23 protein-coding genes and 1 pseudogene are annotated in these 25419 nt (G+C 66.9%); 12 read left to right on the top strand and 12 right to left on the bottom strand.

Going from position 1 to position 25419, the window contains the following annotated elements; genetic code table 11:
- The first annotated feature begins 57 nt into the window (after positions 1–57).
- The 7 genes from Z164_RS0106685 (at position 58) to Z164_RS0106650 (ending at position 11207) form a co-directional block, all read left to right on the top strand.
- Positions 58–1443 (top strand): MBL fold metallo-hydrolase RNA specificity domain-containing protein, encoded by a 1386-nt coding sequence (locus Z164_RS0106685; protein WP_024889942.1) that lies wholly within the window; start codon positions 58–60, stop codon positions 1441–1443.
- Entirely contained in the window at positions 1440–2957 is a 1518-nt protein-coding gene (locus Z164_RS0106680) for a thymidine phosphorylase family protein (protein WP_024889941.1), read from the top strand. The genes Z164_RS0106685 and Z164_RS0106680 overlap by 4 nt, the downstream gene beginning before the upstream one ends.
- Positions 2954–3868, top strand: coding sequence for a ribose-phosphate diphosphokinase (locus Z164_RS0106675; protein ID WP_024889940.1), 915 nt, complete (start codon positions 2954–2956; stop codon positions 3866–3868). The genes Z164_RS0106680 and Z164_RS0106675 overlap by 4 nt, the downstream gene beginning before the upstream one ends.
- Complete coding sequence (locus Z164_RS0106670) at positions 3865–6327, top strand: phosphoketolase family protein (protein WP_024889939.1); 2463 nt, start codon at positions 3865–3867, stop codon at positions 6325–6327. The genes Z164_RS0106675 and Z164_RS0106670 overlap by 4 nt, the downstream gene beginning before the upstream one ends.
- Before the next feature lie 25 nt (positions 6328–6352).
- Positions 6353–7945 carry an ABC1 kinase family protein gene (locus Z164_RS0106665; RefSeq protein WP_024889938.1) on the top strand — a complete coding sequence of 531 codons (1593 nt, stop codon included), beginning with the start codon at positions 6353–6355 and terminating at the stop codon, positions 7943–7945.
- A 63-nt stretch (positions 7946–8008) separates the two neighbouring features.
- Positions 8009–10084 (top strand): heavy metal translocating P-type ATPase, encoded by a 2076-nt coding sequence (locus Z164_RS0106655; RefSeq protein WP_236621761.1) that lies wholly within the window; start codon positions 8009–8011, stop codon positions 10082–10084.
- Between the two features lie 19 nt (positions 10085–10103).
- Positions 10104–11207 carry an acetate/propionate family kinase gene (locus tag Z164_RS0106650; RefSeq protein WP_024889936.1) on the top strand — a complete coding sequence of 368 codons (1104 nt, stop codon included), beginning with the start codon at positions 10104–10106 and terminating at the stop codon, positions 11205–11207.
- A gap of 36 nt (positions 11208–11243) precedes the next feature.
- Here Z164_RS0106650 and Z164_RS0106645 read toward each other — a convergent pair whose 3' ends face one another.
- The 4 genes from Z164_RS0106645 to Z164_RS0106635 form a co-directional block, all read right to left on the bottom strand.
- Positions 11244–12443, bottom strand: coding sequence for a hypothetical protein (locus tag Z164_RS0106645; protein WP_024889935.1), 1200 nt, complete (start codon positions 12441–12443; stop codon positions 11244–11246).
- Positions 12444–12537: 94 nt separating this feature from the next.
- Positions 12538–12813, bottom strand: coding sequence for a GDCCVxC domain-containing (seleno)protein (locus Z164_RS23265; protein ID WP_465251337.1), 276 nt, complete (start codon positions 12811–12813; stop codon positions 12538–12540).
- Entirely contained in the window at positions 12743–13030 is a 288-nt protein-coding gene (locus Z164_RS0106640) for a heavy-metal-associated domain-containing protein (protein ID WP_017355169.1), read from the bottom strand. The genes Z164_RS23265 and Z164_RS0106640 overlap by 71 nt, the downstream gene beginning before the upstream one ends.
- 8 nt (positions 13031–13038) lie before the next feature.
- Positions 13039–13395 carry a mercuric transporter MerT family protein gene (locus Z164_RS0106635; protein WP_024889934.1) on the bottom strand — a complete coding sequence of 119 codons (357 nt, stop codon included), beginning with the start codon at positions 13393–13395 and terminating at the stop codon, positions 13039–13041.
- A 41-nt stretch (positions 13396–13436) separates the two neighbouring features.
- Between Z164_RS0106635 and Z164_RS21810 the strand changes: the two genes are divergently transcribed.
- Positions 13437–13661 (top strand): MerR family transcriptional regulator, encoded by a 225-nt coding sequence (locus tag Z164_RS21810; RefSeq protein WP_210399086.1) that lies wholly within the window; start codon positions 13437–13439, stop codon positions 13659–13661.
- A gap of 51 nt (positions 13662–13712) precedes the next feature.
- Here the strand turns inward: Z164_RS21810 and arsH are convergent, their stop codons facing one another.
- A complete protein-coding gene (gene arsH / locus Z164_RS0106630; protein WP_024889933.1) occupies positions 13713–14468 on the bottom strand; it encodes an arsenical resistance protein ArsH in 756 nt (251 codons plus the stop codon).
- A 17-nt stretch (positions 14469–14485) separates the two neighbouring features.
- Here arsH and Z164_RS0106625 point away from each other — a divergent pair, with 17 nt between their 5' ends.
- The 4 genes from Z164_RS0106625 (at position 14486) to Z164_RS0106610 (ending at position 17194) form a co-directional block, all read left to right on the top strand.
- A complete protein-coding gene (locus Z164_RS0106625; protein ID WP_024889932.1) occupies positions 14486–14818 on the top strand; it encodes an ArsR/SmtB family transcription factor in 333 nt (110 codons plus the stop codon).
- 34 nt (positions 14819–14852) lie between these two features.
- Entirely contained in the window at positions 14853–15371 is a 519-nt protein-coding gene (locus tag Z164_RS0106620) for an arsenate reductase ArsC (RefSeq protein ID WP_024889931.1), read from the top strand.
- A gap of 13 nt (positions 15372–15384) precedes the next feature.
- Complete coding sequence (gene arsB, locus Z164_RS0106615; protein WP_024889930.1) at positions 15385–16419, top strand: ACR3 family arsenite efflux transporter; 1035 nt, start codon at positions 15385–15387, stop codon at positions 16417–16419.
- A gap of 157 nt (positions 16420–16576) precedes the next feature.
- Positions 16577–17194, top strand: a complete 618-nt coding sequence (locus Z164_RS0106610) for an SEC-C domain-containing protein (RefSeq protein WP_236621760.1) — start codon at positions 16577–16579, stop codon at positions 17192–17194.
- A gap of 263 nt (positions 17195–17457) precedes the next feature.
- On the opposite strand, the gene Z164_RS0106605 is transcribed toward Z164_RS0106610, so the two are convergent.
- From Z164_RS0106605 to Z164_RS0106580, 7 genes and pseudogenes are all read right to left on the bottom strand, one after another.
- Positions 17458–18614 (bottom strand): IS3-like element ISStma5 family transposase gene (locus tag Z164_RS0106605; RefSeq protein WP_152540874.1). Its coding sequence is split into 2 segments (ribosomal slippage): positions 17458–18374 and positions 18374–18614, totalling 1158 coding nucleotides; the frame shifts between segments, so codons are not numbered across the junction.
- Positions 18615–18618: 4 nt separating this feature from the next.
- Positions 18619–18837, bottom strand: a pseudogene (locus Z164_RS22760) (cation efflux transmembrane domain-containing protein); the annotation flags it as partial.
- Between the two features lie 42 nt (positions 18838–18879).
- Positions 18880–22062: an efflux RND transporter permease subunit gene (locus Z164_RS0106595; protein WP_024889926.1), complete on the bottom strand. Its 3183-nt coding sequence runs from the start codon at positions 22060–22062 to the stop codon at positions 18880–18882.
- Between the two features lie 10 nt (positions 22063–22072).
- On the bottom strand, positions 22073–23038 hold the full coding sequence (locus Z164_RS20150; RefSeq protein ID WP_081770103.1) for an efflux RND transporter periplasmic adaptor subunit: 966 nt from the start codon (positions 23036–23038) through the stop codon (positions 22073–22075).
- Positions 23035–24312 carry a TolC family protein gene (locus Z164_RS20145; protein WP_043689475.1) on the bottom strand — a complete coding sequence of 426 codons (1278 nt, stop codon included), beginning with the start codon at positions 24310–24312 and terminating at the stop codon, positions 23035–23037. The genes Z164_RS20150 and Z164_RS20145 overlap by 4 nt, the downstream gene beginning before the upstream one ends.
- 53 nt (positions 24313–24365) lie before the next feature.
- Complete coding sequence (locus Z164_RS20140) at positions 24366–24725, bottom strand: DUF2946 family protein (protein WP_028917135.1); 360 nt, start codon at positions 24723–24725, stop codon at positions 24366–24368.
- Positions 24722–25339, bottom strand: a complete 618-nt coding sequence (locus tag Z164_RS0106580) for a cation efflux transmembrane domain-containing protein (protein ID WP_024867892.1) — start codon at positions 25337–25339, stop codon at positions 24722–24724. The genes Z164_RS20140 and Z164_RS0106580 overlap by 4 nt, the downstream gene beginning before the upstream one ends.
- Positions 25340–25419 lie beyond the last annotated feature (80 nt).

Here is a 25419-nt window from a genome sequence, read left to right as displayed (position 1 = left end):
TGCGTCGGACGTGTGCCCGCTGTCCGCCATCACTTCCTGCCAGAACCGGAGCTCATCATGACCTCGACTTCCCGCCCGACGCTGCAGTTCCTCGGTGCCGCCGGTACCGTCACCGGATCGCGCTACCTGGTCGAGGCCAATGGCCAGCGCGTGCTGGTCGACTGCGGTCTCTTCCAGGGCTACAAGCAGCTGCGCGACCGCAACCGGGCACCGTTCCCAGTCGATCCGGCGTCCATCGACGCGGTGGTCCTGACCCACGCCCATCTGGATCATTCGGGCTACCTGCCCGCGCTGGTCAAACAGGGATTCCGCGGCTGGATCCACTGCACCCACGCCAGCGTGTCCCTGTGTGGCCTGCTGCTTCCCGACAGCGGGCACCTGCTTGAAGAAGAGGCGAAATACGCAGCCCGCAAGGGGTACTCCAAGCACAAGGAACCTCGACCGCTTTACACCGAGGAGGACGCCCGCCGCAGCCTGAAGCAGCTCAAGGGACATGACCATGAACGCGACATCGAGGTCGCGCCCGGCTTCACGGTGCGCTTCCACCCCGCAGGCCACATCCTGGGCGCCGCCCACGTCAGCCTGGATGTCCAGGGGCAGCGCCTGCACTTCAGCGGCGACCTGGGACGGCAGCAGGAGTCTCTGATGAACCCGCCAACGCCCCTGCCCGCCTGTGACGTACTGGTCTGCGAATCCACATATGGCAATCGGGAACACGTTCCGATCGACCAGGAGGCGGAGCTGGCCCCCATCATCCGCCGCGTCGCTGCCCGTGGGGGCGTAATCGTCATTCCGGCCTTTGCCATCGGTCGCGCCCAGGCGCTCATGCTGCATATCGCCCGGTTGCGCGAGCGCAAGGACATCCCTCGCGTGCCGGTCTACCTCAACAGCCCGATGGCAATCAACGCGACCCGGCACTACCACGCCCACCATTCCGAGCACCACGTGTCCGAAGAGGACTGCCAGCGGATGTTCGACGTGGCCACCTTCGTCAACACTGTAGAAGAGTCGAAGGCGCTCAACCGCCAGCGCGGGCCGATGATCATCATCTCGGCCAGCGGCATGATCACCGGCGGGCGCGTGTTGCACCACATCGAGGCGTTCGGCCCCGATGACCGCAACGCGATCCTGCTCGCGGGCTACCAGGCCGGAGGAACACGCGGTGCCGCGCTGGCGGCAGGCAAGCGCACGTTGCGCATGTTCGGCCGCGAGGTCCCCATCCGCGCTGAAGTGGTGCAGCTGGAAGGCTTCTCCGGCCACGCCGACGCCGGGGAGTTGCTGGACTGGATGCGCACCGCGCCGTCCGCGCCGCGCGTGGTGTACCTCACCCATGGCGAGCCCGATGCAGCCGACACACTGCGCGCGCGCGTGCAGCGTGAACTGGGCTGGCGTGCGCGCGTGCCGGAGCACCTGGAGCAAGTCGGATTGGAGGATGCGAGATGACCACGCAGGCCCCAGGCCACACCCGCCTGCGCGTCACCCGTGCCGGCATCGACACCTACCAGCAGCCGGTGGTCTATATGCACCGTGACTGCGAAGTCTGCCGCTCGGAAGGCTTTGCCGCGATGACGCGCGTGAGGCTGGACGTCGGCGCGCGCACGCTGGTGGCGACGCTGAACGTGGTCGTCGACGATCGGCTCGGCCTCGACGAGGTGGCGCTGTCGGAGGCCGCGTGGACGCTCCTCGATCCCATGCGCGATGCCCTCGCCCGGGTGCGGCATGCGGAACCCGCGTCGTCGGCAGGCGCGATCCGCGCCAAGGTGTTCGGGGCACGGCTGGACGACGCGCAGTACCTCGCCCTGGTGCAGGACGTGATGGAAAGCAGGCTGTCGGACCTGGAGCTTGCCGCTTTCGTCACGGCCAGCGCGGGCGACCGCCTCGACAACGCCGAGACGACCTCGCTGACACGGGCCATGATCGCCGTTGGCCAGCGCCTGGATTGGGGCGATGGGCCGGTGCTGGACAAGCATTGCGTCGGCGGCCTGCCCGGCAATCGCACCACGCCGATCGTGGTGGCCATCGTGGCTGCGCTGGGCTACCGCATCCCGAAGACGTCCTCGCGCGCGATCACGTCGCCCGCGGGCACCGCCGACACCATGGAAGTGATGGCGCCGGTGGCGCTCGACCTGGCGGCGATGCGGCGGGTGGTGGAGCGCGAGGGCGGCTGCATCGTCTGGGGCGGCAACGTGCGCCTGAGCCCGGCCGACGACATCCTGATCCGGGTCCAGCGCCCGCTGGATTTCGACAGCGACGGCCAACTGGTGGCCAGCGTGCTGTCAAAAAAGATCGCCGCGGGTTCAACCCACGTCCTGATCGACATGCCGGTGGGTCCGACCGCCAAGGTGCGCAGTGAGGCTGCGGCCGACAGCCTCGGCTCGCGGCTTGCACACACCGCCAGCGCGCTTGGATTGCAGCTGGCCATCCATCGCTCCGACGGCACCCAGCCGGTGGGTCGGGGCATCGGCCCGGCGCTCGAGGCGCACGATGTGCTCAAGGTGCTGCGCAACGCCACCGACGCACCGGCCGACCTGCGCGAACGCGCGCTTGCGCTGTCGGCGGCGCTGCTGGACATGGCACCGGGCAGCAGCGCCGGCACCGGACTGGAGCGCGCGCGCAGCGTGCTGGATTCCGGGAGGGCGCTGGCCAAGTTCCTGGCGATCTGCGAGGCCCAGGGAGGCTTCCGCGAACCGCGGCGGGCAGCATTCACCGCCGACGTCCCGGCAACCGCATCGGGTCGGATCGCGGTGATCGACAACCGCAGGCTGGCCAAACTGGCCAAGCTGGCCGGCGCACCGACATCCCCCACCGCCGGCCTCGAAACCGGTCTGCGGATCGGCGATACGGTCGAGCGGGGACAACCTCTGCTCACCCTGCATGCGGAGTCGCCGGGAGAACTGGCCTACGCCCTGGAGCACGCCGTGACGCTGCAACCTTTTGTGCTTGGAGAGGTTCCATGACCCGTGTGCTGATGCCTTTCCCGGCCGATGCAGTGTTGGCCGGCAACATCAACCAGCCCCTGCAGGCGCGCATTGCACCCGTGGCTTGGCGGCACTTCCCAGATGGCGAGTCGCTGGTCACCCTGGACGACGCACTGGCCGGAGCCGATGTGGCGCTCCTGGCCAGCCTGCGCAACGCCGATGCCACGGCCCTCCCGTTGCGCTTCGCCGCCCGGACCGCGCGCGAGTTCGGGGCTCGTTCGGTCGGCCTCATCGCACCCTACCTGGGGTATATGCGCCAGGACACCCGCTTCCATCGCGGCGAGGCGGTCAGTACACCGCTGTTTGCACAATTCCTCGAAGAGGCTTTCGACTGGCTGGTGACCGTGGACCCGCACCTGCACCGCGTCGAGCGCCTGCAGTCGCTCTACCGCATTCCGACGGTCCACGTATCGGCGACGCCGGCCGTGGCCCGCTGGATCGCTGAGACCGTCCCCGACGCTGTGCTGATCGGCCCTGACAGCGAGAGCGAGCAGTGGGTAGCGGACATCGCCGCCCTGTCCGGCATGCCCTACCAGGTGCTGGCCAAGGAGCGGCACGGCGACTACGACGTGCGCGTCAGCCTGCCCGACCCGGCAGCCGTGGCTGGTCGGACTCCGGTGCTGATCGACGACATCGTGTCGTCCGGCCACACGATCCTGGAGACCCTCGCACACCTGCGCCGGTTGTCGTTGCCGTCGCCGTTGCTGGTCGCCATCCATCCGGTGTTCGCAGGCGACGCCTATGCCCGCCTGCAGGAGGCGGGCCTGGCCCGCATCGTCAGCACTGACACCATTTCCCACCCCTCCAACGCCATCGCGCTGGGTGCGGACCTCGCCGCCGCGGCATCGACCCTGATGACCGCTTCGACCGATTCCCCGGAGGACCCATGAACCTGCATCTCAACTGCTGCACCGCCGACCAGCTGTCGGCCGCCGAGCGCCAGCGGATCCTTGAACTCGCCGACGCCCACCGGCAGGCCGATCCCGCGTTCGCCCACTGGGCGGCCGGCTACGGGGTGATCCGACATGACCCGCTTACCCAGCTCCGGGTCCGCCAGATGGTGCACGCGCTGGTCGCCCTGGGCCGCACGCCGGATGCCGGCACCGCATGGCAGCGGCTCGCCGCGGCCGACCGCGTCACCAGCGCCGGCATGTGGCTGGTGGCGCACATGACCTACAGCCAGCGCGTTCGTACCGACGGCGCGGCCCTGGAGGTCGATGATTTCAAGACCACGCCTGAAGGCCACACCGGCGGGTCCCTCAACATGGTGCCCGCCTACGCCGGCTACCTGCTGATGGATTCCCTGGATGGCGTCACCCGCGCGTGGATGATGGGCCAGGGGCACTGCGTGGCCGCCATCGACGCGCTGAACGTGCTGGTTGGCAACATGACCGACCGGCACGCCGAACGTTACGACCGCACCGGCGAAGGGCTGAGCCGGTTCGTAAGCGACTTCTATGCCTACACCCTCAATCCGGACGGAACGCCGGCGTCGCCCCTCGGCTCCCACGTCAATGCGCACACCGCCGGGGGCGTGATGGAAGGCGGCTATCTCGGCTTTGCCGAGCTGCAGTACGTGCATGCGCCGCTCAAGGATGAACGCCTGGTCGCCTTCCTCAGCGACGGTGCGTTCGAGGAACAGCGTGGCAGCGACTGGGCGCCACGCTGGTGGCGCGCCGAGGACAGCGGACTGGTCAGCCCGATCATCATCCTCAACGGGCGCCGCATCGAACAGCGCAGCCAGATCACCCAGCAGGGCGGCGAGCGGTGGCTGGACCGGCACCTGCGATTGAACGGCTTTGATCCGATCGCGCTGGACGGGCGCGATCCGGCCAGCATCGCGTGGGGCATCCACGTGATGGAGTCGCGCCTGCAAGCGGGCGCCGCTGTTCCCGCCGACGTGCGGCTGCCCTATGGCATCGCCGAAACCGTCAAGGGCTTCGGCTTCCCCGGCGCCGGGACCAACGCCTCGCACAACTTGCCGCTGCCGGGGAATCCGGCGAAGGATGCCGCGGCGCGCACGCTCTTCAATGAAGGCGCAGCGGCGCTGTTCGTGGCCGCGTCGGAGCTCGAGCAGGCCGTTGCCGCACTCAACAGCCACGATCTCCAGCAGCGGGTGCGCGAGCGCGACCATGCGCTGGCCGATCGCCAGGTGGAACCGCCCCGCGTCCCGGCGATCGCCGACCGCGGCGCCGGCGGTGAGAGCTCGCCAATGACCGCACTCGACGAGCAGTTCGTCGCCATCGCCGAGGCGAATCCGGGACTGCGGGTGCGCGTGGGCAATCCCGATGAGCTGCGCAGCAACAAGCTCGACCGGACCCTGGACGCGATGAAGCACCGGGTGCACGAGCCCGAGCCCGGCGTCGCCGAATCGCCAACCGGCGCGGTCATCACTGCGCTCAACGAAGAAGCCGTGGTCTGCGCGGCGCTCGGCAACAAGGGCGGGCTAAACCTGGTGGTCACCTACGAGGCGTTTGCACCGAAGATGCTCGGCGCCGTACGTCAGGAACTGATCTTCGCCCGCCACCAGGCCCAGGCCGGGCGCCCACCCGGCTGGCTGGGCGTGCCCCTGGTGCTGACCTCGCACACGTGGGAAAACGCGAAGAACGAACAGTCCCACCAGGATCCGACCATGGCCGAGGCACTCATGGGCGAAATGGCCGACATTTCGCGCGTGGTGTTCCCGCCGGACGCCAATGGCGCTGCCGCCGCCCTCGCCCGCGCCTACGCGCAACGGGGCACGGTCACCACACTGGTCGTTCCCAAGCGTCCGGTGCCTCATGAGCTGACCCCGCAGCAGGCCCAGGCACTGGCCGAGACCGGCGCAACATGCCTCGCCGGCGATCCGGAGACGGCGGCGATCCTGCTGGTGGCCACCGGCGCGTACCAGCTGCAGGAAGTGCGCCGCGCACAGGCGCGTCTGGCCGCACGCGGAATGTCGGCCGCGATCGTCTATCTCGCCGAACCCGGCCGATTTCGCGCCCCGCGCGATCCGGAGGAGGCAAGGTACGTGCACTCCGACAGTGCGGTCCAAGCGCTGTTTCCGGTGGGCCGGCCGCGCGTATTCGTTACCCACACCCGTCCGGAGCCCTTCCTCGGTGCGCTGCGCCGACTCGACACCGGCCCCACCACCACCGCGGCGCTGGGCTTCGTCAACCGGGGCGGCACACTGGACGTGCCGGGCCTGCTGTTCGCCAACCGCAGCACCTGGGCGCACGTGGTTGACGCGGCTGCGGGCGTCCTCGGCGAGTCCCGCGACAACCTGCTGTCCGAAGCGGAGCTGGCGGCCGTGGATGGTCGCGGCGATCCGACCGCCATCCTGCGCGCGGAAGCGGGGCCGGCATCGTGAGCCGGCCGGCCAGGACCTCGCGCTGATGGCGGGCACGGTGCGCCGCGGAGGCCAGATCGCCTGGGCCGGACTGACTCTCGGGGTCGCGGTGTTGCGCCTGCGCCAACGCAGACCCGAACGGCTTCCCGCGTACGTCAGCGCCACCCTGGTGGGGCTGGGTACCACCTTCGTCAAGCTGGGCCAGGGTTTGAGCCTGCGCTGGGACCTGCTGCCGGCGCCCTATCGCGAGGCATTGTCGCGGTTGCACAGCGACGTGCCGGCATTTCCTGCTGACCAGGCCAGACACATGGTCGAGCAGGCGTTCGGCGCCTCCGTCGAAGAGCTTTTCGCCAGCTTCGATGACCATCCGCTGGCCGCCGCGTCGGTGGCTCAGATCCATCCGGCACGCATGCATGACGGTCGCGACGTGGTCGTCAAGGTCACCCGGCCCGGCATCCACGCTCAAGTGCAGGCTGACCTGCGGCTGCTTCGACGCACGCTGCGCGTAGCCCAGTGGATCTGGCCGCCTCTGAAGCGACACCGCCCCCTCGAACTGGTGGACGAGCTGGGCGCATTCCTGCGCGATGAAATCGACATGCGTCACGAGGCGCAGAACATGCGGCGCATGGCCAAGGTGCTTGATGCGCTGCCCGGCATCACCCAGCCGCACGTCGTCGAGCCGTACGCCACCCGCGACGTGCTGGTCCAGGATCGAAGCCACGGCACCCGCCTGGAAGCCGCCTACGGGACAGCGGCCGCTCCCGCGCTGGCACGGGCGCTGCTCGATGCCTACGTGCATCAGTTTTTCGGCGCCGGCGTATTCCATGCAGATCCGCATCCTGGAAACCTGTTCTTCTTCGATGACGGTCGCCTGTGCCTGCATGACTTCGGCTCGATCGGCGTTCTCGACCCGGCATCCCGGCTCGCGCTGGGCGGCATGGTCGAAGCCATCGCGGCCGACGACGCCGAGGGCGTGCTGGATGCGGCAATCGCCCTGGGTTTCTTCCCGCCGCAGGTCGAACGACGCTCGCATGTGCGCGAGATCCACCTGATCCTGGCCGAGATGGCCAGCCGCCCGCTCGCCGAATGGTCCATTGCCGAGGCGATCTGGCGCGTGGCACGCATTGGGCAGGGCGCTGGGTTCCGGCTCCCGGCCCACCTGCTGTCCCTGATCCGGACGCTGTTCCTGGTCGAGAACACACTGCGGGCACTGGATCCGGATCTGGACCTGCTGGGGACGCTGTCGGCGCAGGCGGCCGAGATCGCCGACATTGCCGAAGTCAGCCGCCCCGGCGGCAACAGGCCGCTTGCCATGCGGCTGGCCCGCACAGCGCGCCAGCTGCCACAGATCGCGACCGACCTGTTGCGACAGGCGCAATTGAGCGACGGGCGGCCCGCCTTCTCCGTACACCACCATGGCCTGAGTTCCACGCAGGAGGCAATCGCGCGCACGGGCAACCGACTGGCGTTGGCCCTGGTCACCTTGGGCCTGTATGTAAGCGGTGCGCTCTTGAGCCTGCATTCCGACGGCCCGCAAGTGTTCGGTCACATGCCTTTCCTGGCGATCGTGGCCTTCGCTGCTGCGGGATTGCTCTCACTGCGGCTGGTGATGGCCATCGCCAGATCGGGACACTTGTAACAGAACACTGATCTATCTCCCCGCTGGTGCCCGGTGCATCAGTGCATTCAGGAAGGCAGACCCATGACGCAACGCAATCATCATCATCAAGATCATCAGGCGCACGGCGAGCAACCGCCGCATCCCCGCACGGGTGCTGAAGGTGACGTCCATGCCGGGCACGACAAGCATGCCGGCCACAGCGTGGCGAGCTTCCGCGACAAGTTCTGGTTCACGCTGCTGCTGACCATCCCCACTCTGATCTGGAGCGGGATGATCCAGCATTGGTTCGACTACACCGCACCACAGTTCCCGGGGTCGGCGTACATCCCGGCGGTGTTCGGCACGATCGTGTACTTCTACGGCGGCTCGCCGTTCCTCCGCGGCGGATACCACGAGCTGAGAAATCGCCTGCCGGGCATGATGACGCTGATCTCGCTTGCGATCACCGTCGCCTTCCTTTACAGCGCGTTGGTCACGCTCGGCGTTGTCGAGGGCTTGGACCTGTGGTGGGAGCTGGCGACGCTGGTGGCGATCATGTTGCTCGGCCACTGGATCGAGATGCGTTCGATCAACCAGGCACAGGGCGCTCTCAAGGAACTCGCGAAGCTGCTGCCTGATATGGCGGTGCGGTTGGATGAGGCCGGTACCGCGAAGGAAGTCCCTGTCGCGGAACTGAAGCGCGGCGACCTGCTGCTCATCAGGCCCGGCGCGAGCATTCCCGCCGACGGCGTAGTGAAGGAAGGCACCAGCGCCGTCAACGAAGCGATGATCACCGGTGAGTCCAAGCCGATGGACAAGTCGGCGGGCGACCAGGTGATCGCCGGCACCGTCAACGGACAAGGCTCGCTGCGGGTCGAAGTGACAGGCACCGGCGACGAGACCGCGCTCGCGGGCATCATGCGGCTTGTCGAGCAGGCCCAAACGTCGCGTTCGCGTGCCCAGGCCCTGGCGGACCGGGCGGCGTTCTACCTCACGATCATCGCCATCGTCTCCGCCGCCATCACCGCCATCGTCTGGCCGCTCCTCGGTCGACCGTGGAGCTTCACGATCGAGCGCGTAGTGACCGTGCTCGTGATCGCCTGCCCCCATGCGCTGGGTCTGGCCATCCCGCTGGTGACCGCCATTTCCACCACGATTGGCGCCCGGAACGGCCTGCTCGTGCGCGATCGACGCGGCCTCGAAGAGGCCCGTCTGCTGAACACGGTCGTGTTCGACAAGACAGGTACGCTCACCCTCGGTTCCCATCGCGTCGTGAAGACCACCGCCGCCGAAGGACTCACCGACGACGAGGTGCTTCGCGTGGCCGCGTCCGTCCAGCGCGATGCCGAACATCCGATCGCGCAGGCACTGATGACCAGCGCAAAGGAACATGGCATCGACGTTCCGATGTCGCAGGACTTCGAGTCCATGCCAGGTCGCGGCGTACGCGCAGTCGTCGAGGAGCGCTCGCTTCACGTTGGCGGGCCGGGGCTCCTGAGAATGCTCGCCGTCGAACCGCCGGAGACGCTTCGGCGGGCCGCCGAATCAGCGGCAGCCGATGGTCAGTCTGCAACCTATCTGGTTGAAGGCGACCGGGTGCTCGCCGTATTTGCGATCGCGGATGCCATCCGTCCCGAATCGTTCGACGCGGTCAAGCGGCTGCACGACGAAGGACTGGAGGTTGTCCTGCTGACGGGTGATTCCACGGCGGTCGCAAACGCGGTCGCGAAGGAACTCAACATCGACACCGTCTTCGCCGAGGTATTGCCCGAGGACAAGGTGGCAAAGATCGAGGAGCTGCAGGCCCAGGGCAAGCGCGTCGCGATGGTGGGTGACGGTGTCAATGACGCTCCGGCGCTGCTCACGTCCGACGTCGGCATCGCCATCGGCACAGGGACGGACGTCGCGGTCGAGGCCGGCGACGTCGTACTCGTGCGCAGCGACCCGCGCGACGTGCCAGCGATCATCGAATTGAGCAAGGCCACCTATCGCAAGATGATCCAGAACCTGTGGTGGGCCGCCGGCTACAACATCGTCGCCATCCCTCTCGCCGCTGGCGTTCTCGCCGCATGGGGGATCCTGCTGCAACCTGCGCTTGGGGCAGTGCTCATGTCGCTGAGCACCGTCGTTGTGGCAATCAATGCGCAGTTGTTGCGCCGGGCGGTGCGGTCCCCATGAACATGATTCGGGGACACCTGTGACCACGCGCCGGCTTCTTGCACTCAACGTTGGCTCGTCCACCCTCAAGGGCGCGTCCTATCTGTTCAACACTGAGGGACACGGCGCGCAGTCTCGTCTGCTCGAGCGCTCCCGGGCCGAAATTCCAGTCGGCGTGGATGCGCAGGAGCGCCTTGCCACCCTGCTCGAGGCATTGTCGGAGCCGTGGCCCAGCCCCGACGTGGTGGTGCACCGAATCGTACATGGCGGTGACCTGCACGACGCCCGCGAGCTCGACGAAACCGTGCTCGCGAAACTGGATGAATTGGTGCCGTTTGCACCCTTGCACCAGCCGGTAGCCCTCGCGTTCGCGCGTGCCGCCCGCCTGCGTTGGCCGCACGCGCGCCAAGGCGTGGCCTTCGACACCGACTTCCACGCGTCGCTCGCGCCCTGGAGCCGGCGCTTGCCTGTCCCTGAAGCATGGGATGCGCTGGGCATCCGCCGCTACGGTTTCCATGGACTCGCCTTTGCCTCCGCGCTCCGCATATTGGCCAGCCACGACGCTGGAATCCTGAAGGGCCGCGCTGTCTTCGCGCATCTGGGGGGTGGCTGCAGCGTCTGCGCCGTCGAGGGCGGCCGCAGCCGCGACACCACCATGGCGCTCACTCCGCTGGGTGGAATCCCGAGCCCTACCCGCTCCGGAGATCTCGATCCCGGCGCGTTGCTGTATCTGCTGAGGCATGAACGCCTGGATGCGCAGGCGCTTGAAAACGGCCTGTACCGCAGTGCAGGCCTTGCCGGAATCGCCGGCCATGGCGACATGCGCGTGTTGCTGACGGATCCCGGCCCGCAGGCCCAGCTTGCCGTGGAGCTCTTTGCAGTCCGGATTGCGCAGTCCATCGCGGCCATGGCCACGGCAATTGGCGGTCTCGACCATGTCGTCTTTTCCGGCGGCATCGGCCATCGCGCGCCGGTTTTGCGGGCTCGCATCGTCGCGCGACTGGCCTGGCTCGGCCTGGCGCTGGCACCTGACGTCAACGATGCTGGAGCCACGCGGATCGACCGCGGGGGCGGGCCGAGCATATGGAACGTCGCGATCGATGAGGAGCGCGAACTGGCTGAATCGGCACTCGCCTGGCTGTAGCCACGACACGCCCCAAGGGTCGGCTCCGGTGGGGAATCACTCCTCGATCCGTGACGACGTGAGCACCGCTGCAAATCCACCACCGGGGGTGCGCATGTTCGTGGTCTGGCCCTGGTACAGCCTGGCCGCGAACAACAGGACACCCGCCTCGGACGCGAAGCAGCGCACATCCGCCTTGAGGGACTGGCCCCCATGCACGATCCGCATGCTCGGTGGCGCGAAGGCCTGTGCGATGTAGGTCGCCGACGCCATAGACTCCCAAGTCCGCCGGGTCAACTTGTCGCCCCGATAACTCCCACGGCTGCCGAACCCTGCTGCAGGCTTGAAGAAATATCCGTTGCGCGCTGCCCACAGCGCATCCCGGTTTCCGGGCACGACTTCAACCGTGGGCGGGATCACCTGGGCCAGCAGGGCCGCCGAGCCCGCATCGACCCCGAACCCGCCGAGCAGAGCCGGGTCCCCGAGCACCGCAAGGTTGCGCTTGTCGGCAAACAGCGCGTGTGCTCGGGGATGCGGCATCAGCGCGACGTCCCCTGCCAGGTAAGCCTCACGAATGTCTGCATGCGAGGCATCCTCGAGCGGGAAATCGGTCAACCGGTTGTAGACAGTGTCGATTCGACCGTGGGCATCCTCAAGCCCGTCCGAACCAAACGACAAATCCTCGGGAGCGCTGATCACGCAGTCCACGCCATGGTCCCGAAACGCGTTCGCGTACAGCTCAAACTCGGGGTAAAGGAACTGCGCTCGCGGAGTGCTGTCCACGATGGCCAGGCGCGACGGCGTGCGCCCGGATTGCTGCCGAGCATCCTCCATCCAGGCCGTGACGGCCGCATCACGCGCTTGGGCCGCGTTGGTCCAGGTGGCCCATGCTGGCGGCGCGCAAGACCGCACGGCATCGAGCAACAAGGCATTGAGGAGCAGACCGCCTGGATTGGTGTTGACCTCGATCAGCCGCGGCCCATCGACCGTCAGGTGAAAGTCCAGACCCAGGACGCCCCCCGCCGAACCCGGATCATGGGTTGCAATGTCAGGGGCCCATTGCAGGACCCGTTGGCTATATCCCGGGTTTCCTGCGACGTCGAAGACCGCCGCCGCGACTCGTCCCATGGCCTCCAACGCGGGCCGATCAACGAACAAGGCATAGGGTGAAAATAAGTGCGCGTGTACGGCGGGATCAGTCGTGAACTCCGGAAAGGCACCCCGGATCGACTCGTGCAGACGGAGGATGTCGACCACTTCGCATGCACACCGCTGGTTGAGCGGCGCGCTTTCCAGGGTGGCACAGTCGATCTCGCAGCCTGTCTGTCCAACTATTATCGGAGTCCGCGGTTCAACCACAACAGGGATTGTTCTGTTGGATCGGTGGACATGGCACTGTTCCGAACGAGCAGAACACACAGCAGTCGCCTTGATGCGGACGCAAAACCGCTCCACAGCCCGTGCACTCATAGAAGAATTGACACGCTGTGATGGGCATTGTCTCGGTCGCCCGATGGCCGCACTCCGGGCAGGTCAAGATGCTTTCCAGCTTGACGTCACTCACCGCCAGTCCGCACCTTGGCCGGGAAGCCTGCTTCCGTGACTGCACGCGCGATTCCGGCTGCATCCGTCTGGCTCGATTCGAACGTCACCGTGACTGTTTCAGCCCGGGTGTCCACCTTCACATCGGCCACGCCCGGCACCTTCTCCAGCGCCTTCCTGATGGTGATGCCGCAGGCGGGACAGGTCATGTTCTCAGCATCGAGCATCACTACGGTTGCGGGCGTCGCAAGAGCGGCACCGACCGACAGAGCAGCCACCAGGGCCAGTATCCACTTGTGCATCGCGCCTCCTACAGAATCCAGACGATGTAATAGGGAAACAGCAGCAACAGGACGATGAGGGCTGTCGCCAACCAGAGCCAACGTCGCCTGCGTCGCAGAGCGTCCGGGGCGATGCAACTGCCATCCACACCGCACCGTGCCGCCGGTCGATACAGCATCCAAAACGCCACGGCCAAGGACAGTACGGCGGCGGCGCTGAACCAGGGCCTCAAGGGATCGAGAGCTGTCAGGTTGCCGATCCAGGCGCCACTGATGCCCAGCAGGACCAACGCCAGCGGCACGACGCAGCAGACCGATGCGCCAATGGCGGCGATGCTCGCGCCAACGATGGCTGGAACAGACGATTTGGCCGGGGTTGTTTGCATCGGAGCATACTAGCCTCTGTACCTAGGTACGGAGTCAAGCCGTGCGTCCGAACACGTTTACGATCAGCCAGCTGGCGGCGGCGGCCGACGTGCATGTCGAAACCGTGCGCTACTACCAGCGCCGTAGGCTGCTGCGTCAACCCGAGCGACCGATAGGAGGCGTGCGTCGTTACGACGAAAACGATGTCAATCGGCTTCAGTTCATCCGTCGCGCTCAGATGATGCAGGTACCAACAAGATTGATCACTGAGAACAGCGCGAGGTGATCGCTCAACCGACCTTGATGATCATCGCCAGCGAGCAAGCAGCCCGCAAGATCAGGACGCTGCTGGAACATCTTCCAGAACTCCCGACTCTCTGGCCACTCGACGGGCTTCATCGGCACCCTTCCGCTCGCTGTAGCGATCGACCAAGTAATCACTCCGCCCGCGCACCAGGAGCGTGAACTTGACCAACTCCTCCATTACGTCCACCACCCGGTCGAAGAACGGCGAAGCGCGCATGCGCCCCGCGTCGTCAAATTCCTGCCACGCCTTCGCGACCGACGACTGGTTGGGAATCGTCACCATCCGCATCCACCGTCCCAGCACGCGCAGGGCGTTGACCACGTTGAACGACTGCGAGCCGCCGCACACCTGCATGACCGCCAGCGTTCGTCCCTGGGTGGGTCGCACGCTACCGTCCTCGAGCGGCAGCCAGTCAATCTGGTTCTTGAATACGCCGGTGATCGTGCCGTGGCGCTCGGGCGACACCCAGACCTGGCCTTCCGACCACTGCGACCATTCGCGCAGCTGCTGCACTTTCGGGTGATCGCTGCCGACGCTGTCCAGCATGGGCAGGCCATGCGGATCGAACACCCGGGTTTCGGCGCCGAGGTGTCGCAGGATGCGCTCGGCTTCCAGTGCCAGCTTGCGGCTGTAGGACTGCGGTCGCAGGGAGCCGTACAAGAGAAGGATGCGTGGCGCTGGTGCCGTCGCGTCGACGCCGAGCGCGTCATGGCGAGGACCGGGAAGCAGGTCGGCGGCCAGATGAGGGAGGTCGAGGAGCACGGGTGATTGCAGTTCGTTATTCATTCGACTATTCTAGAATGATGGAAACGAATCAGGCAATCGCTGCGCTGACGGCGCTGGGCCACGCCACCCGGCTGGCGATCTTCCGGCTGCTGGTCGAGGCCGGCCCCAACGGCCGCATGGCCGGTGAAATTGCGGAAGCACTGGCCGTCCCTGGCGCAACCCTGTCATTCCACCTGAAGGAGCTCGTCCATGCCGGTCTGATCGGCAGCGAGAGCCGGGGGCGCAACGTCTGCTATCGCGCCAACTTCGAAGCCATGAACGAACTGGTCGCCTACCTGACCCACAACTGCTGCGTGGGCTCCGCGGATGAGAGCTGCCCCCCTGGTGCCGGGGCCGCCTGCGCCTGTTGATCCTCTCCCACCTGTCACTCGAGGAACCGCCCCGATGAAGCGTCGCGTCCTTTTCCTGTGCACCGGCAATTCCGCGCGCAGCGTGCTGGCCGAGGCCACGCTCCGCGCCTGGGCCGGCCACCGCTTCGAAGTCTTCAGCGCCGGCAGCCAGCCGGCCGGCACGGTCAACCCCTGGGCGCTTGCCCAACTGGCGGCCGAAGGCATTGCCACGGCAGGCCTGCGTAGCAAGTCCTGGGACGAGTTCACGACGCCGGACGCGGTACCGATGGATCTGGTGGTGACCGTCTGCGATTCGGCCGCGGCCGAAACCTGCCCCGTCGTGCTCGGGGACTTTCTTCGCGTGCACTGGGGGCTCCCGGACCCGGCAACCGTTGAAGGCGATGACGAGGACAAGCGGAAGGCATTCCGCCAGGCCCACCGCATCGTCAAGGCGCGACTGCAGGCTCTGCTGGCGCTGCCGACCGAGGTCTGGGATGACCGTGAAGCGTTGAAGGCGGCCCTCGACCGCATCGGCTTCGTACAACCTGAAGACGAGGCGGTCGCCCATGGCTGAGGCAGCGCCCCGCATGGGGCTGTTCGAACGCTACCTGACCCTGTGGGTCGCGCTGTGCATCGTGGTCGGCACCAGCTTGGGACATTTCTTGCCAAATGCTTTCGCAGCCCTCGGCGGCATGGAAGTCGCGAAGGTCAACCTGCCGGTGGCCGCACTGATCTGGCTGATGATCATCCCGATGCTGCTGAAGGTCGACTTCGGCGCCATGCGGGAAGTGGGCAGGCACTGGCGCGGCATCGGCGTCACCCTGTTCGTCAACTGGGCGGTCAAGCCGTTCTCGATGGCCCTGCTGGGCTGGTTCTTCCTGCGGCATGTCTTCGCCGACTGGCTCCCGGCGGACCAGATCGACTCCTACATGGCGGGGCTGATCCTGCTGGCCGCCGCACCCTGCACCGCCATGGTGTTCGTGTGGAGCAACCTGTGTCGCGGCGACGCGAACTTCACGCTCAGCCAGGTCGCGCTCAACGACGCCATCATGGTGGTGGCGTTCGCACCGCTGGTCGCCCTGCTGTTGGGACTGTCGTCGATCACCGTGCCCTGGGACACGCTGGCGCTGTCGGTGGGCCTCTACATCCTGTTGCCGGTGGCGGTGGCTATCGTCTTGCGTCGCTGGCTGCTTGTACGCGGCGGCGAGGCCAGGCTGGAACGGGTGCTCGCTCGTTTGGGACCTGTCTCGCTGGTTGCACTGCTGGCGACGCTGGTGCTGCTGTTCGGCTTCCAGGGAAGGCAGATCGTCGAGCAGCCCCTGATCATCGCGATCCTGGCGGTGCCGATCCTGATCCAGGTCTACTTCAACTCCGGGCTAGCCTACCTGCTCAACCGCAGGCTGGGTGTCGCCCATTGCGTGGCCGGACCGTCGGCGCTGATCGGGGCCAGCAATTTCTTCGAGCTGGCGGTCGCTACGGCGGTGGCCCTGTTTGGCGTGCACTCCGGCGCGGCGCTGGCTACCGTGGTCGGCGTGCTGATCGAGGTCCCCGTGATGCTATCAGTGGTCAGGATCGTCAACGGCACACGCCCGTGGTACGAGCGGCAGGTCAAAGCGTCGTAGAGCATGGACTGGACTTCCGTGTCGTTGACCTGATCACGATCAATTGGTTTGAGAGTTCAGAACCCATCGGTTTCGTGATGCCGACCTCTCGGCGCCATCAGAGTACTTCATCATCAGGCCGACCGGTCTCTCTCCGGTGCCATTCGAGGGTCGACGCTTGCACACCACCACCCCGCCGCAGATAACCCGACATATTCGCCAGCTGGTCCAGAGAGTGGTTCCTGGCGGCGTGGCGACCTACATGGTTGTCGAGCCCGAACCTGATGCGCTTGAAAAAGAGTGCTTCCCTAACGTCGAGGCGAAGATCGCGCGGGACGGCGGACGCATGCTCTGCGGTTGGCAGCTATGGGAATGGCCGCATGTGATGGTCGAAGCGGAGTTTCACGCGATCTGGCTGTCCCCTGACGGCCAGATGGTCGATGTCACGCCCAAGCTCCACCATGAAACCAAGGTCCTCTTCGTGTCTGACCCGCGACGCCGCTACACCGGCGCGACGGTCGACAACGTGCGCCTGCCGGTTCGCGATGACCAGTTGATCCGGCACGCCATCGGGGTGTCCGAAGCGATCACGCACGTGCTGAGTCGGGGCGTACCGACGGCCGACGGCCATGTCAGTGTCCCGGCGAACGAGATCGAACCGCTGCAGCAGGCGCAACAGTTCCTGGGACACGCGCTGCTGACCGGGCTGCGCGATCATCAGCCGTGTCTGTGCGGTGGTGGCCGCAAGTACAAGCGCTGCCATGGCCCCGAGCTGGAGCGCGCCTTCGCCCTGTAGCCCTCGCGGCATTCAGCGAAATTGTATACCCCCTCGCCCGCAGGTACCCTGCGTGGTCATGGTCCGCTTGCCCCGCCACCGCTGGTTCCCGCTCCTGCGCGTTTTCGCGCTGGGGCTGGTTGCGCTGGGATTGGTGCTGCAACCGGTCATGACAGCCGCCGGCGAGATGCACGAGCTCGCACACGACCCGTCGGGCATGCACAGCCACGGCCCGCATGCCAACGATATGGGCGCGGAGCTCACCGCGACAGGTGCGCAGGGTTCTACCCCGAAATCACGGACGGTTGTAAAAGGGCTGAGAACTTCTGGTCTTGCCTGGCGACCCTTCGTCGCATCCTCGGGTTGTGGAACCGCTCGATGTATTCGAACACATCCGCCCTCGCGGCATCGAGCGTTGGGTAGGTCATGCGGTAGACCCGCTCGCGCTTGAGCAGGCCGAAGAAGCCTTCGCACGCGGCGTTGTCACCGCAGTGGCCCACCGCGCTCATCGAGCACACCAAGCCGTTGGCCGCCAGGTAACGCTGGTAGTCGCCGCTTCGGAACTGGCTGCCACGGTCGGAGTGCAGGATCAGCGGATGGCTGCCTTGGCGCTGCCAGACCGCCATCTGCACGGCCCTGATCACCATCTGACGATCCTGACGATGATGCATTGACCACCCCACCACCCGCTGGTCAAACAGGTCCAGCACGATGCACAGATACAGCTTGCCTTGCCGGGTCTTGAGCTCGGTGATGTCGGTGACCCACCTGGTCTCCGGCTCCAACGCGGTGAAGTCCCGCTCCAGCAGGTTGCGCACACCCGGCGGCGTCAGCGCCGGCTTGCCGCGCTGGCCTCGCCGCTTCGGTCGCGGCCAACCCTGCAGGCCATCGGTCGCCATCAGACGCGCCACCCGGTTCAGGCTCGCCGTCTCGCCTTCCTCGGCAAGGTCTTCATGCATCCGGCCGGCGCCCAATGTGCCCCGGCTGTCCTCATGCAACTCACGGATCCGGCCGAGCAAGCGCTGGTTGTCGCGCTCCCGGGCACTGGGCAAGCGCTTACTCCAGTCGTAGTAACCGCTGGCCGAGACCCGCAGGCAACGACACATCAGTCGCACTGGAAACTCATCGCGGCAACGTTCGATCACCTGATACCTCAGGATGATCCCTTGGCAAAGAACGTCGCCGCTTCTCGCAAAAAATCCCGCTCCTTCTTCACCCGGGCCAGCTCGCGCTTGAGCCGCGCCAGTTCCTCGTCCCGGGGCGTCCCGGTGCCACCGAAGGCCACCTGGCCCCGGCTCTGGGCCTCCCGCTTCCAGCGGGTCAGCAGCGTGTCCCGGATCCCCAGCTCCCGTGCCACCTGAGCGCAGCTGACGCCCGGCTGGCTCGCCTGCTCAACCGCGCCACGCTTGAACTCTGCACTGAACTTCCTTCGCTTCGACATGAACACTCCTCATGGCCTCGATCGGCCTTCTCGTAAGTGTCCGTGAAAACGGGGGTGAACCCTCGGTGGCCATGTGAGCCGCGTCGGACAGCAGCGCCAAGCTGTTGGTGACGAGGCCACCCACCACCTCGGCGACCAGGAAGGCGGCGGTGAGTCCGAAGGCCCACCACAACGGTTTCTCATGCTGGACTTCGCCCAGCCCGTGATCGTGTCCTGCACCCATGTCTTGTGCTCCTAAGTGGCCGCAGCCTGCATGAAGTTTCGATCAAGCGTTCGCAGCCCGCGGTGAACCCTCCGCCTGCCGATGCAGCCAGCGATACAACGCCGGCAGCACGAGCAGCGTCAGCAATGTCGAGGACACGATGCCGCCGATCACGACCGTCGCCAGCGGGCGCTGCACTTCCGAACCTGCGCCTACGTTGAGCGCCATCGGCAGGAAACCGAGCGAGGCCACCAGCGCCGTCATCAGCACCGGGCGCAAGCGACCCAGCGCCCCATCCACGATCGCATTGTCGAGAGAATCGCCTTGCTCACGGAGCTTTCGGATGAACGCGATCATCACCAGGCCGTTCAGCACGGCAACGCCCGACAACGCGATGAAGCCGACGCCAGCGGAGATCGACAGCGGAATGCCGCGCAATGCCAGTGCGATTACGCCGCCGGTCAACGCCAGCGGCACGCCACTGAACACGATGGCCGCATCCTTCGCCGAACCGAAGGCCATGAACAACAGGCCGAAGATGATCACCAGCGTCACCGGGACCACGATCGCCAGGCGCCGGCTCGCGGAGATCAGTTGCTCGAACGTGCCGCCGTATTCGATCCAGTAGCCAGTGGGTACCCGGACCTTCGCTTCGATCGCCGATTGCAGTTCGTTGACGAAGCCGCCGAGGTCGCGGTCGCGCACATTGGCCGTGACGACCACGCGGCGCTTGCCGTTCTCGCGGTTGATCTGGTTGGGGCCAAGCGTGGACTCGATGCGCGCCACTTCCCGCAACGGCACCGTGCGTGGCGCATCGCCCACCCAGCTTGCCGGCCGGCTCGATTCGTCGGCCTCGCCGTTGCTGCCCAGCGGGATCGGCAGATCGGCGAGTGCGGCCGGGTCCTGGCGCACACCTTCGGGCAGGCGTACGACCAGATCGAAGCGCCGATCGCCGTCGAACAACTGGCCGGCCACCTCGCCGCCTACGGCCGTGGCCACCGTGTCCTGCACGTCGCCTGGGTTGAGCCCGTAACGCACGAGCGCCTGGCGATCCGGCACCACGGTCAGCAGCGGCAAGCCGGCGACTTGTTCGGTCTTGACGTCGGCCGCACCGGGCACGGCCGCCATCACTCGCTGCACCTGCGCCGCCGTGCGGACCAGCTGGTCGAGGTCGTCGCCATAGATCTTGACCGCCACGTCCGCACGCACGCCGGAAATCAGCTCGTTGGTGCGCATCTGGATGGGCTGGGTCAGCTCGTAGTTGTTGCCGGGCAGCCTGGTGATCGCCGCTTCCATCTCCTCCAGCAACTCGTCCTTCGGCTTGCGTGGGTCGGGCCAGTCCTCACGCGGCTTGAGCATCACGAAGGTGTCTGAAATCGACGGCGGCATGGGGTCGCTGGCCACTTCGGCAGTGCCGATCTTGGCGAACACGCGTTCCACTTCCGGGAAGCCTGCCAGCGTCTTCTCCAGTGTTCCCTGCATGGCTACCGACTGGGTCAGGCTGGTGCCGGGAATGCGCAGCGCCTGCACCGTGATGTCGCCTTCGTCCAGGTTCGGAATGAACTCGGTGCCCAGACGGGTAGCAAGCAAGCTGCACAGCACTACCAAGGCGGCAGCGCCAGTTAGCACCCAGCCCCGACGCTTCAACGACCAGGCCAGCATCGGTGCATAGCGGCGTTTGGTCCATGCCATCAGACGGTTTTCCTTCTCCTCGACGCGGCCGCCCAGGAAGGTGGCGACGGCCGCCGGCACGAAGGTGAGCGAGAGCAGCATCGCACCGGTCAGCGCAAGCACCACGGTGATCGCCATCGGGTGGAACATCTTTCCTTCGATGCCGCTCAGCGCAAAGATGGGCAGGTACACGGCGGTGATGATGCCGACGCCGAACAGGCTGGGACGGATGACTTCGGCCGTCGCGACCGCGGTCAGGTCGAAGCGTTCCTCCCGCGTCATGGTGCGGCCGAGGGCGTGCTGCGCCTCGCCGAAGCGGCGCAGGCAGTTCTCGATGATGATCACGGCGCCGTCGACGATGAGTCCGAAATCGAGCGCGCCCAGGCTCATCAGGTTGCCCGACACGCCGCCGCGCACCATGCCGATAACGGTGAACAGCATCGCCAGCGGAATCACCGCCGCCGTGACCAATGAAGCGCGGACGTTCCCCAGCAGCAGGAACAGCACGACGACGACGAGGATCGCGCCCTCGATGAGGTTCTTGGCGACGGTGTGGATCGTGCGGTCGACCAGTGCGGTGCGGTCGTAGACTGGACGGGCCGTGACGCCCTCAGGCAGGCTCGCGTTTGCCGTTTCGAGCTTCGCCGCGGAGGCCTGCGATACCTCCCGGCTGTTGGCGCCCACCAGCATCACAACGGTGCCGATGACCACCTCGCGGCCGTTCTGTGTCGCGGCACCCGTACGCAGTTCCGGTCCTTCGCCCACGAGCGCCACGTCGCGTACCCGGATCGGCACGCCTTCGCGCCGGTCCAGCACGATCTCACGGATGGCATCGAGATCGGCAACCTGGCCCGGTACGCGAACGAGGAACTGCTGGCCGTTGCGCTCGATGTAGCCGGCGCCGACGTTCTGGTTGTTGGCCGCGATCGCCGTGACCACGTCATGCAGGGTGAAGCCCAGCGCCACCAGTTTGGCCGGATCCGGCGTGATGTGGATCTGCCGTTCGAAGCCACCGATGGTGTTGACCTCGGTAACGCCCGGCGTATTGCGCATCTGCGGACGCACCACCCAATCCTGCAGGGTGCGCAGGTCGGTGGCCGTATACGGTGTGCCGTCCCGCTTGCGCGCCGTCGGATCGGCGTCGACGGTGTACATGAAGATCTCGCCCATGCCGGTGGCGATGGGCCCCATGTCCGGGTCCAATCCTTCCGGCAGCTGCGACTTCACCTGCTGCAGGCGTTCGGATACCTGTTGGCGGGCGAAGTAGATGTCGGTGCCGTCCTCGAAGATGACGGTCACCTGCGACAGGCCATAGCGGGACAGCGATCGGGTGTAGTCCAGGCGCGGCAGGCCGGCCAGCGCCGTCTCGATGGGGAAAGTGACGCGCTGCTCGGCCTCCAGCGGCGAGTAGCCCGGCGTCTCGGTATTGATCTGCACCTGGACATTGGTGATGTCCGGCGTGGCATCGATCGGCAGCTTCGTGAAGCTCCACACGCCCAGCCCGACCAGGGCGAGCGTGAGCAGCAACATCAGCCACCGATGCGCGATGGCGAATCGGATGATTTTTTCGAGCATGGCGGCGACCTCAGTGCTCGTGCTCGGCGGTCGATTTCTCGATGTCCGCCTTGACGAGGAAGCTCTGCTCGACCACGACCTGCTCGCCGGCCTTCAGGCCGGACACGATCTCGACGCGCTGTGCGTCGCGGCGCCCGCCCCGCACCGGGCGCGTGACGTAGGTGTCGCCCCGGCGCACGTACACCACATCGTCCTCGCCGGCGGTCTGCAGCGCGCCGAGCGGGACCACGAGGTTAACGGGCTGGTGATCGACCGTCACCCGCGCCTTTACCGCGGAACCCGGCCGCCACAGGCCGTCGAGGTTGCGGATCGTGGCACGCGCCACGGTGCTCTGGCTCGCGGTGGCGGTTCCCGGCAGCACGCGTTCGAGCGTGGTTTCGGCGGTGACGCCATCGCTCATGCGGGTAACCAACACCGGTACGCCGGCGGTGATGTGCTGTGCGTCCGCGCCGAAGATGTGCAGGTCCACCCACAGCTCCGACAGGTCCGCGATCTCGTACAGCGCCGCGCCCTCGCCGGCGACCGTGCCGATCGACGCGTTGCGCGCGAGGACCACGCCGGAAATCGGCGCAGGCACGGTGTAGGTGGTGAGGCTCAGGTTGCTCTCGATCGTGGCCAGCGGCTGCCCGGCCCGCACGCGGTCGCCCACGTTGGCGCGCAGCGTACGGATCGGGCCGGGAAAGCGCGCCATGACCTTGGCGACGCGGCCTTCGACGGGCGTGAGCAATCCCTGGACTTCGTGCTCGTCGGCGATCACCCCGGCGGCAGCCGGTGCAACGCGAATGCCGGCGTCCTGCGCCACCTTCGCGGCGATGGTGGTGCGATCCATCGCCTCTTCGTGACCTTCCTCTTCGTGGCCGCCCGCTTCGGCCTGCGATTCGTCTTCATGGCCGGGCTCACCCGCGGGCTTGGCGCCGCCACAAGCGCCCAACAGGACAGCCAGCGTCAGCGCGCTGATCCGGTGCATCCACTTCATGGGGTGTCTCCTTGCGTCGCCCGTGTCGGTGCCGCCACGAAAGGCGCTCCGGTCAGGCGTTGGATTTCGATAAGGGCGCGCTGGGCTTCAAACGCGGCGTCGAGTTGTTGTTTGCGCGCGGCGGTGCGTTCGGACTGCAACTGCGCCCATTCCAGGTAGCTGATGGCCCCGGCGCGGTAGGCGCGCTCGGCCGCCGCTTCGGCCCTGGCGAGCTTGGGCATCACGTCGGTGCGCAGCCGATCCAGCTCCACCTGCGCCGTGAGGTAGCGCCCGTGCGCTTCGGCCAGTGTCGAATACAGCGACAGCCCCTTGGACTCGCGTTCGATCTCCAGCGCGGTGAGTTCGGCCTCGGCCACGCGGATCTCCGGCTGCGCGCGGCGACTCGCGCCCAGCGGCATCGACACACTGCCCACGAGGGCCAAGTCGTCTGTTGACTGCAACCTGCGGATGCCGACTTCCCAATCCAGATCCGCCTTGGCATCGGCACGCGCGAGTTGCAGGCGCGCCTCACGGATACGGCGCTCACCGACGAACTGCGCAAGCTCGGGCGTCTGTTCCAGCAAGCTCGCCAGGGTGGCAAACGCAGGCACCTCGGGCAGGACCGTCGGGTCGCCAGCCACCGCGTCGAAGGTGGGTGATCGCTCGCCCCACAGGGCGGCCAGGTGCTGCCGCGCCGCCGCATGGCGTTGCTCGGCACGGGCACGATCCAACTCCGCTCGGGCCAGGGCCGCCTGCGCGGTCAGCACGACCGACTCGGGCGAAGCGCCGGCCTGCAGCCGTTGCCGCGCTCCGGCGACGGTACGTTGCCGCTGGGCAATGTCGAGCTCGGCGATCTCGCGCTGGCGTTGCGCGGCGACCATCGCCAAGTAGCGACGCGCGACTTCCGCCAGCAGGTCGAGGCGCCGGGCCTCGCGCTCGACCGCCAGGGCATCGATGCGACTTTGCGCCAGCGTGCGACGCGCATCGAGCTTGCCGCCACGCTCCAGCACCGACGCCAGGGTCAGGGTCAGCTCCGCGCCGCTCAGGCCACTCGCCTCGCCGGTGCCGAAAGCGTTCTCGACGCTGGCGCCGGCGACCAGTGGGGGGCGCAGGGTTGCGCGGCCCAGTTCGGCGGCGAGCACGTTGTGTCGCGCCCCGAGCAGGCGCAGATCGGGATGGGATTCGGCGACGCGCGCAAATGCGTCGTCCAGGGAGAGTCGATCAGCCGCGTTCGCCGGCCATGCAATGGCGGACACGGCGACCAGTGCGGCGAACGCCGCAAGTCGCACAGACATGGAAACACTCCAATCGGAAAGGGCCAGAAGCCGGCATCAGCGCCGGTGGGGCGTCAGGCCGAGATCGGAGGTCGGAAGGGGGCGAGCCATCGCCCGCTAGGCACAAGGCGCGAGTCCGTCAGGTTCGTGGGTTCGCTGTGACTGATCCGGGGCAGCACCAGCGGTGCAGCGGGTGTAGGCACCACATGCCCGCAGCAGTGAGCCAAGTGGTGCATGACGTGCAGCGTGCCGGCGGCATTGCCCTCTTCATCGGGCGCTCCGGTTTCGCTGATGTCGTGCACGCTCGCGGCGCCGTGCGACAGCTCGTGCAATTCGCTCACCGAGCCCAGCACCGGCTGCAGGACCACGCTCAACGCCAATGCCGCCAGCATCAGCCAGCGACAGAGGGACAGCGGGGGACGGCGCGAGGTCATGCAGAGGGCGATTTCGATTCGGCGCGGGCACGGCGGGCATCGCCGAGGATCTCGATGGCTTCCTTGATCACGTACAGGCCGATCAGGGTGCCGATGACGTAATCCGGGTACGGGGTGGCGAGCCAGAGTACCAATACACCGGCCAGGATGACGCCGATGTTGGCCACCACGTCGGCGCGGGTGAACAGCCAGGTGGCACGCAGGTGGACCTCGCCCGCCTTCAGCGGGGCAAGCAGGCGCAGGACGGTGACGTTGACCGCAAGCGACAGCAGCGCGGTGCCGATCATCCAGCCGCTGAGCGGCTCGGCGCCATAGACGACGCGCCGGCCCACCTCCACCAGCACGCCGATACCGAGCACGAGCAGCACGCTGCCACTGAGCCAGGCCGCGTTCGCCTTGAAGCGGGCGGTGCGCCCAATGGCCACCAGGCCGATCGCGTAGGCGGTGGCGTCGGACAGCATGTCCAGGGCGTCGGCCAGCAGGCCGGTCGACTGGGCGATCCAGCCGGCAAGGCCGCCGATCACCGCCATGGCGGCGTTGAGCACCAGGGCGATGCGCAGTACGCGCCGCTCCTGTGCGTTCTTTGCCTCATGGTGGCAGCCGCAATCGCTCATCGGGGTCCTCGTCGAACAGATGCCACCCGGCCAGGGTGGCGGCGGAATACGGCGAAGGATAAAGTCTGTAGTAGCTACGG

Origin of the sequence: Luteimonas huabeiensis HB2 (assembly GCF_000559025.1) — a bacterium.
Classification (GTDB): domain Bacteria; phylum Pseudomonadota; class Gammaproteobacteria; order Xanthomonadales; family Xanthomonadaceae; genus Luteimonas; species Luteimonas huabeiensis.
Note: the sequence above shows the minus strand (reverse complement) of the source record. Positions and strands in the feature narration are given on the sequence as shown.

Coding starts and splice junctions, on each gene's coding strand:
- Z164_RS0106675 (WP_024889940.1), top strand. CDS start 2,954: ATGACCCGTGTGCTGATGCCTTTCCCGGCCGATGCAGTGTTGGCCGGC.
- Z164_RS0106680 (WP_024889941.1), top strand. CDS start 1,440: ATGACCACGCAGGCCCCAGGCCACACCCGCCTGCGCGTCACCCGTGCC.
- Z164_RS0106625 (WP_024889932.1), top strand. CDS start 14,486: ATGGAAACGAATCAGGCAATCGCTGCGCTGACGGCGCTGGGCCACGCC.
- Z164_RS0106685 (WP_024889942.1), top strand. CDS start 58: ATGACCTCGACTTCCCGCCCGACGCTGCAGTTCCTCGGTGCCGCCGGT.
- Z164_RS20150 (WP_081770103.1), bottom strand. CDS start 23,038: ATGAAGTGGATGCACCGGATCAGCGCGCTGACGCTGGCTGTCCTGTTG.
- Z164_RS0106580 (WP_024867892.1), bottom strand. CDS start 25,339: ATGAGCGATTGCGGCTGCCACCATGAGGCAAAGAACGCACAGGAGCGG.
- Z164_RS23265 (WP_465251337.1), bottom strand. CDS start 12,813: ATGCAGCCGGAATCGCGCGTGCAGTCACGGAAGCAGGCTTCCCGGCCA.
- Z164_RS0106640 (WP_017355169.1), bottom strand. CDS start 13,030: ATGCACAAGTGGATACTGGCCCTGGTGGCTGCTCTGTCGGTCGGTGCC.
- Z164_RS0106655 (WP_236621761.1), top strand. CDS start 8,009: ATGACGCAACGCAATCATCATCATCAAGATCATCAGGCGCACGGCGAG.
- Z164_RS0106665 (WP_024889938.1), top strand. CDS start 6,353: ATGGCGGGCACGGTGCGCCGCGGAGGCCAGATCGCCTGGGCCGGACTG.
- Z164_RS0106635 (WP_024889934.1), bottom strand. CDS start 13,395: ATGCAAACAACCCCGGCCAAATCGTCTGTTCCAGCCATCGTTGGCGCG.
- Z164_RS20145 (WP_043689475.1), bottom strand. CDS start 24,312: ATGTCTGTGCGACTTGCGGCGTTCGCCGCACTGGTCGCCGTGTCCGCC.
- Z164_RS20140 (WP_028917135.1), bottom strand. CDS start 24,725: ATGACCTCGCGCCGTCCCCCGCTGTCCCTCTGTCGCTGGCTGATGCTG.
- Z164_RS0106620 (WP_024889931.1), top strand. CDS start 14,853: ATGAAGCGTCGCGTCCTTTTCCTGTGCACCGGCAATTCCGCGCGCAGC.
- arsB (WP_024889930.1), top strand. CDS start 15,385: ATGGGGCTGTTCGAACGCTACCTGACCCTGTGGGTCGCGCTGTGCATC.
- arsH (WP_024889933.1), bottom strand. CDS start 14,468: ATGAATAACGAACTGCAATCACCCGTGCTCCTCGACCTCCCTCATCTG.
- Z164_RS0106670 (WP_024889939.1), top strand. CDS start 3,865: ATGAACCTGCATCTCAACTGCTGCACCGCCGACCAGCTGTCGGCCGCC.
- Z164_RS0106595 (WP_024889926.1), bottom strand. CDS start 22,062: ATGCTCGAAAAAATCATCCGATTCGCCATCGCGCATCGGTGGCTGATG.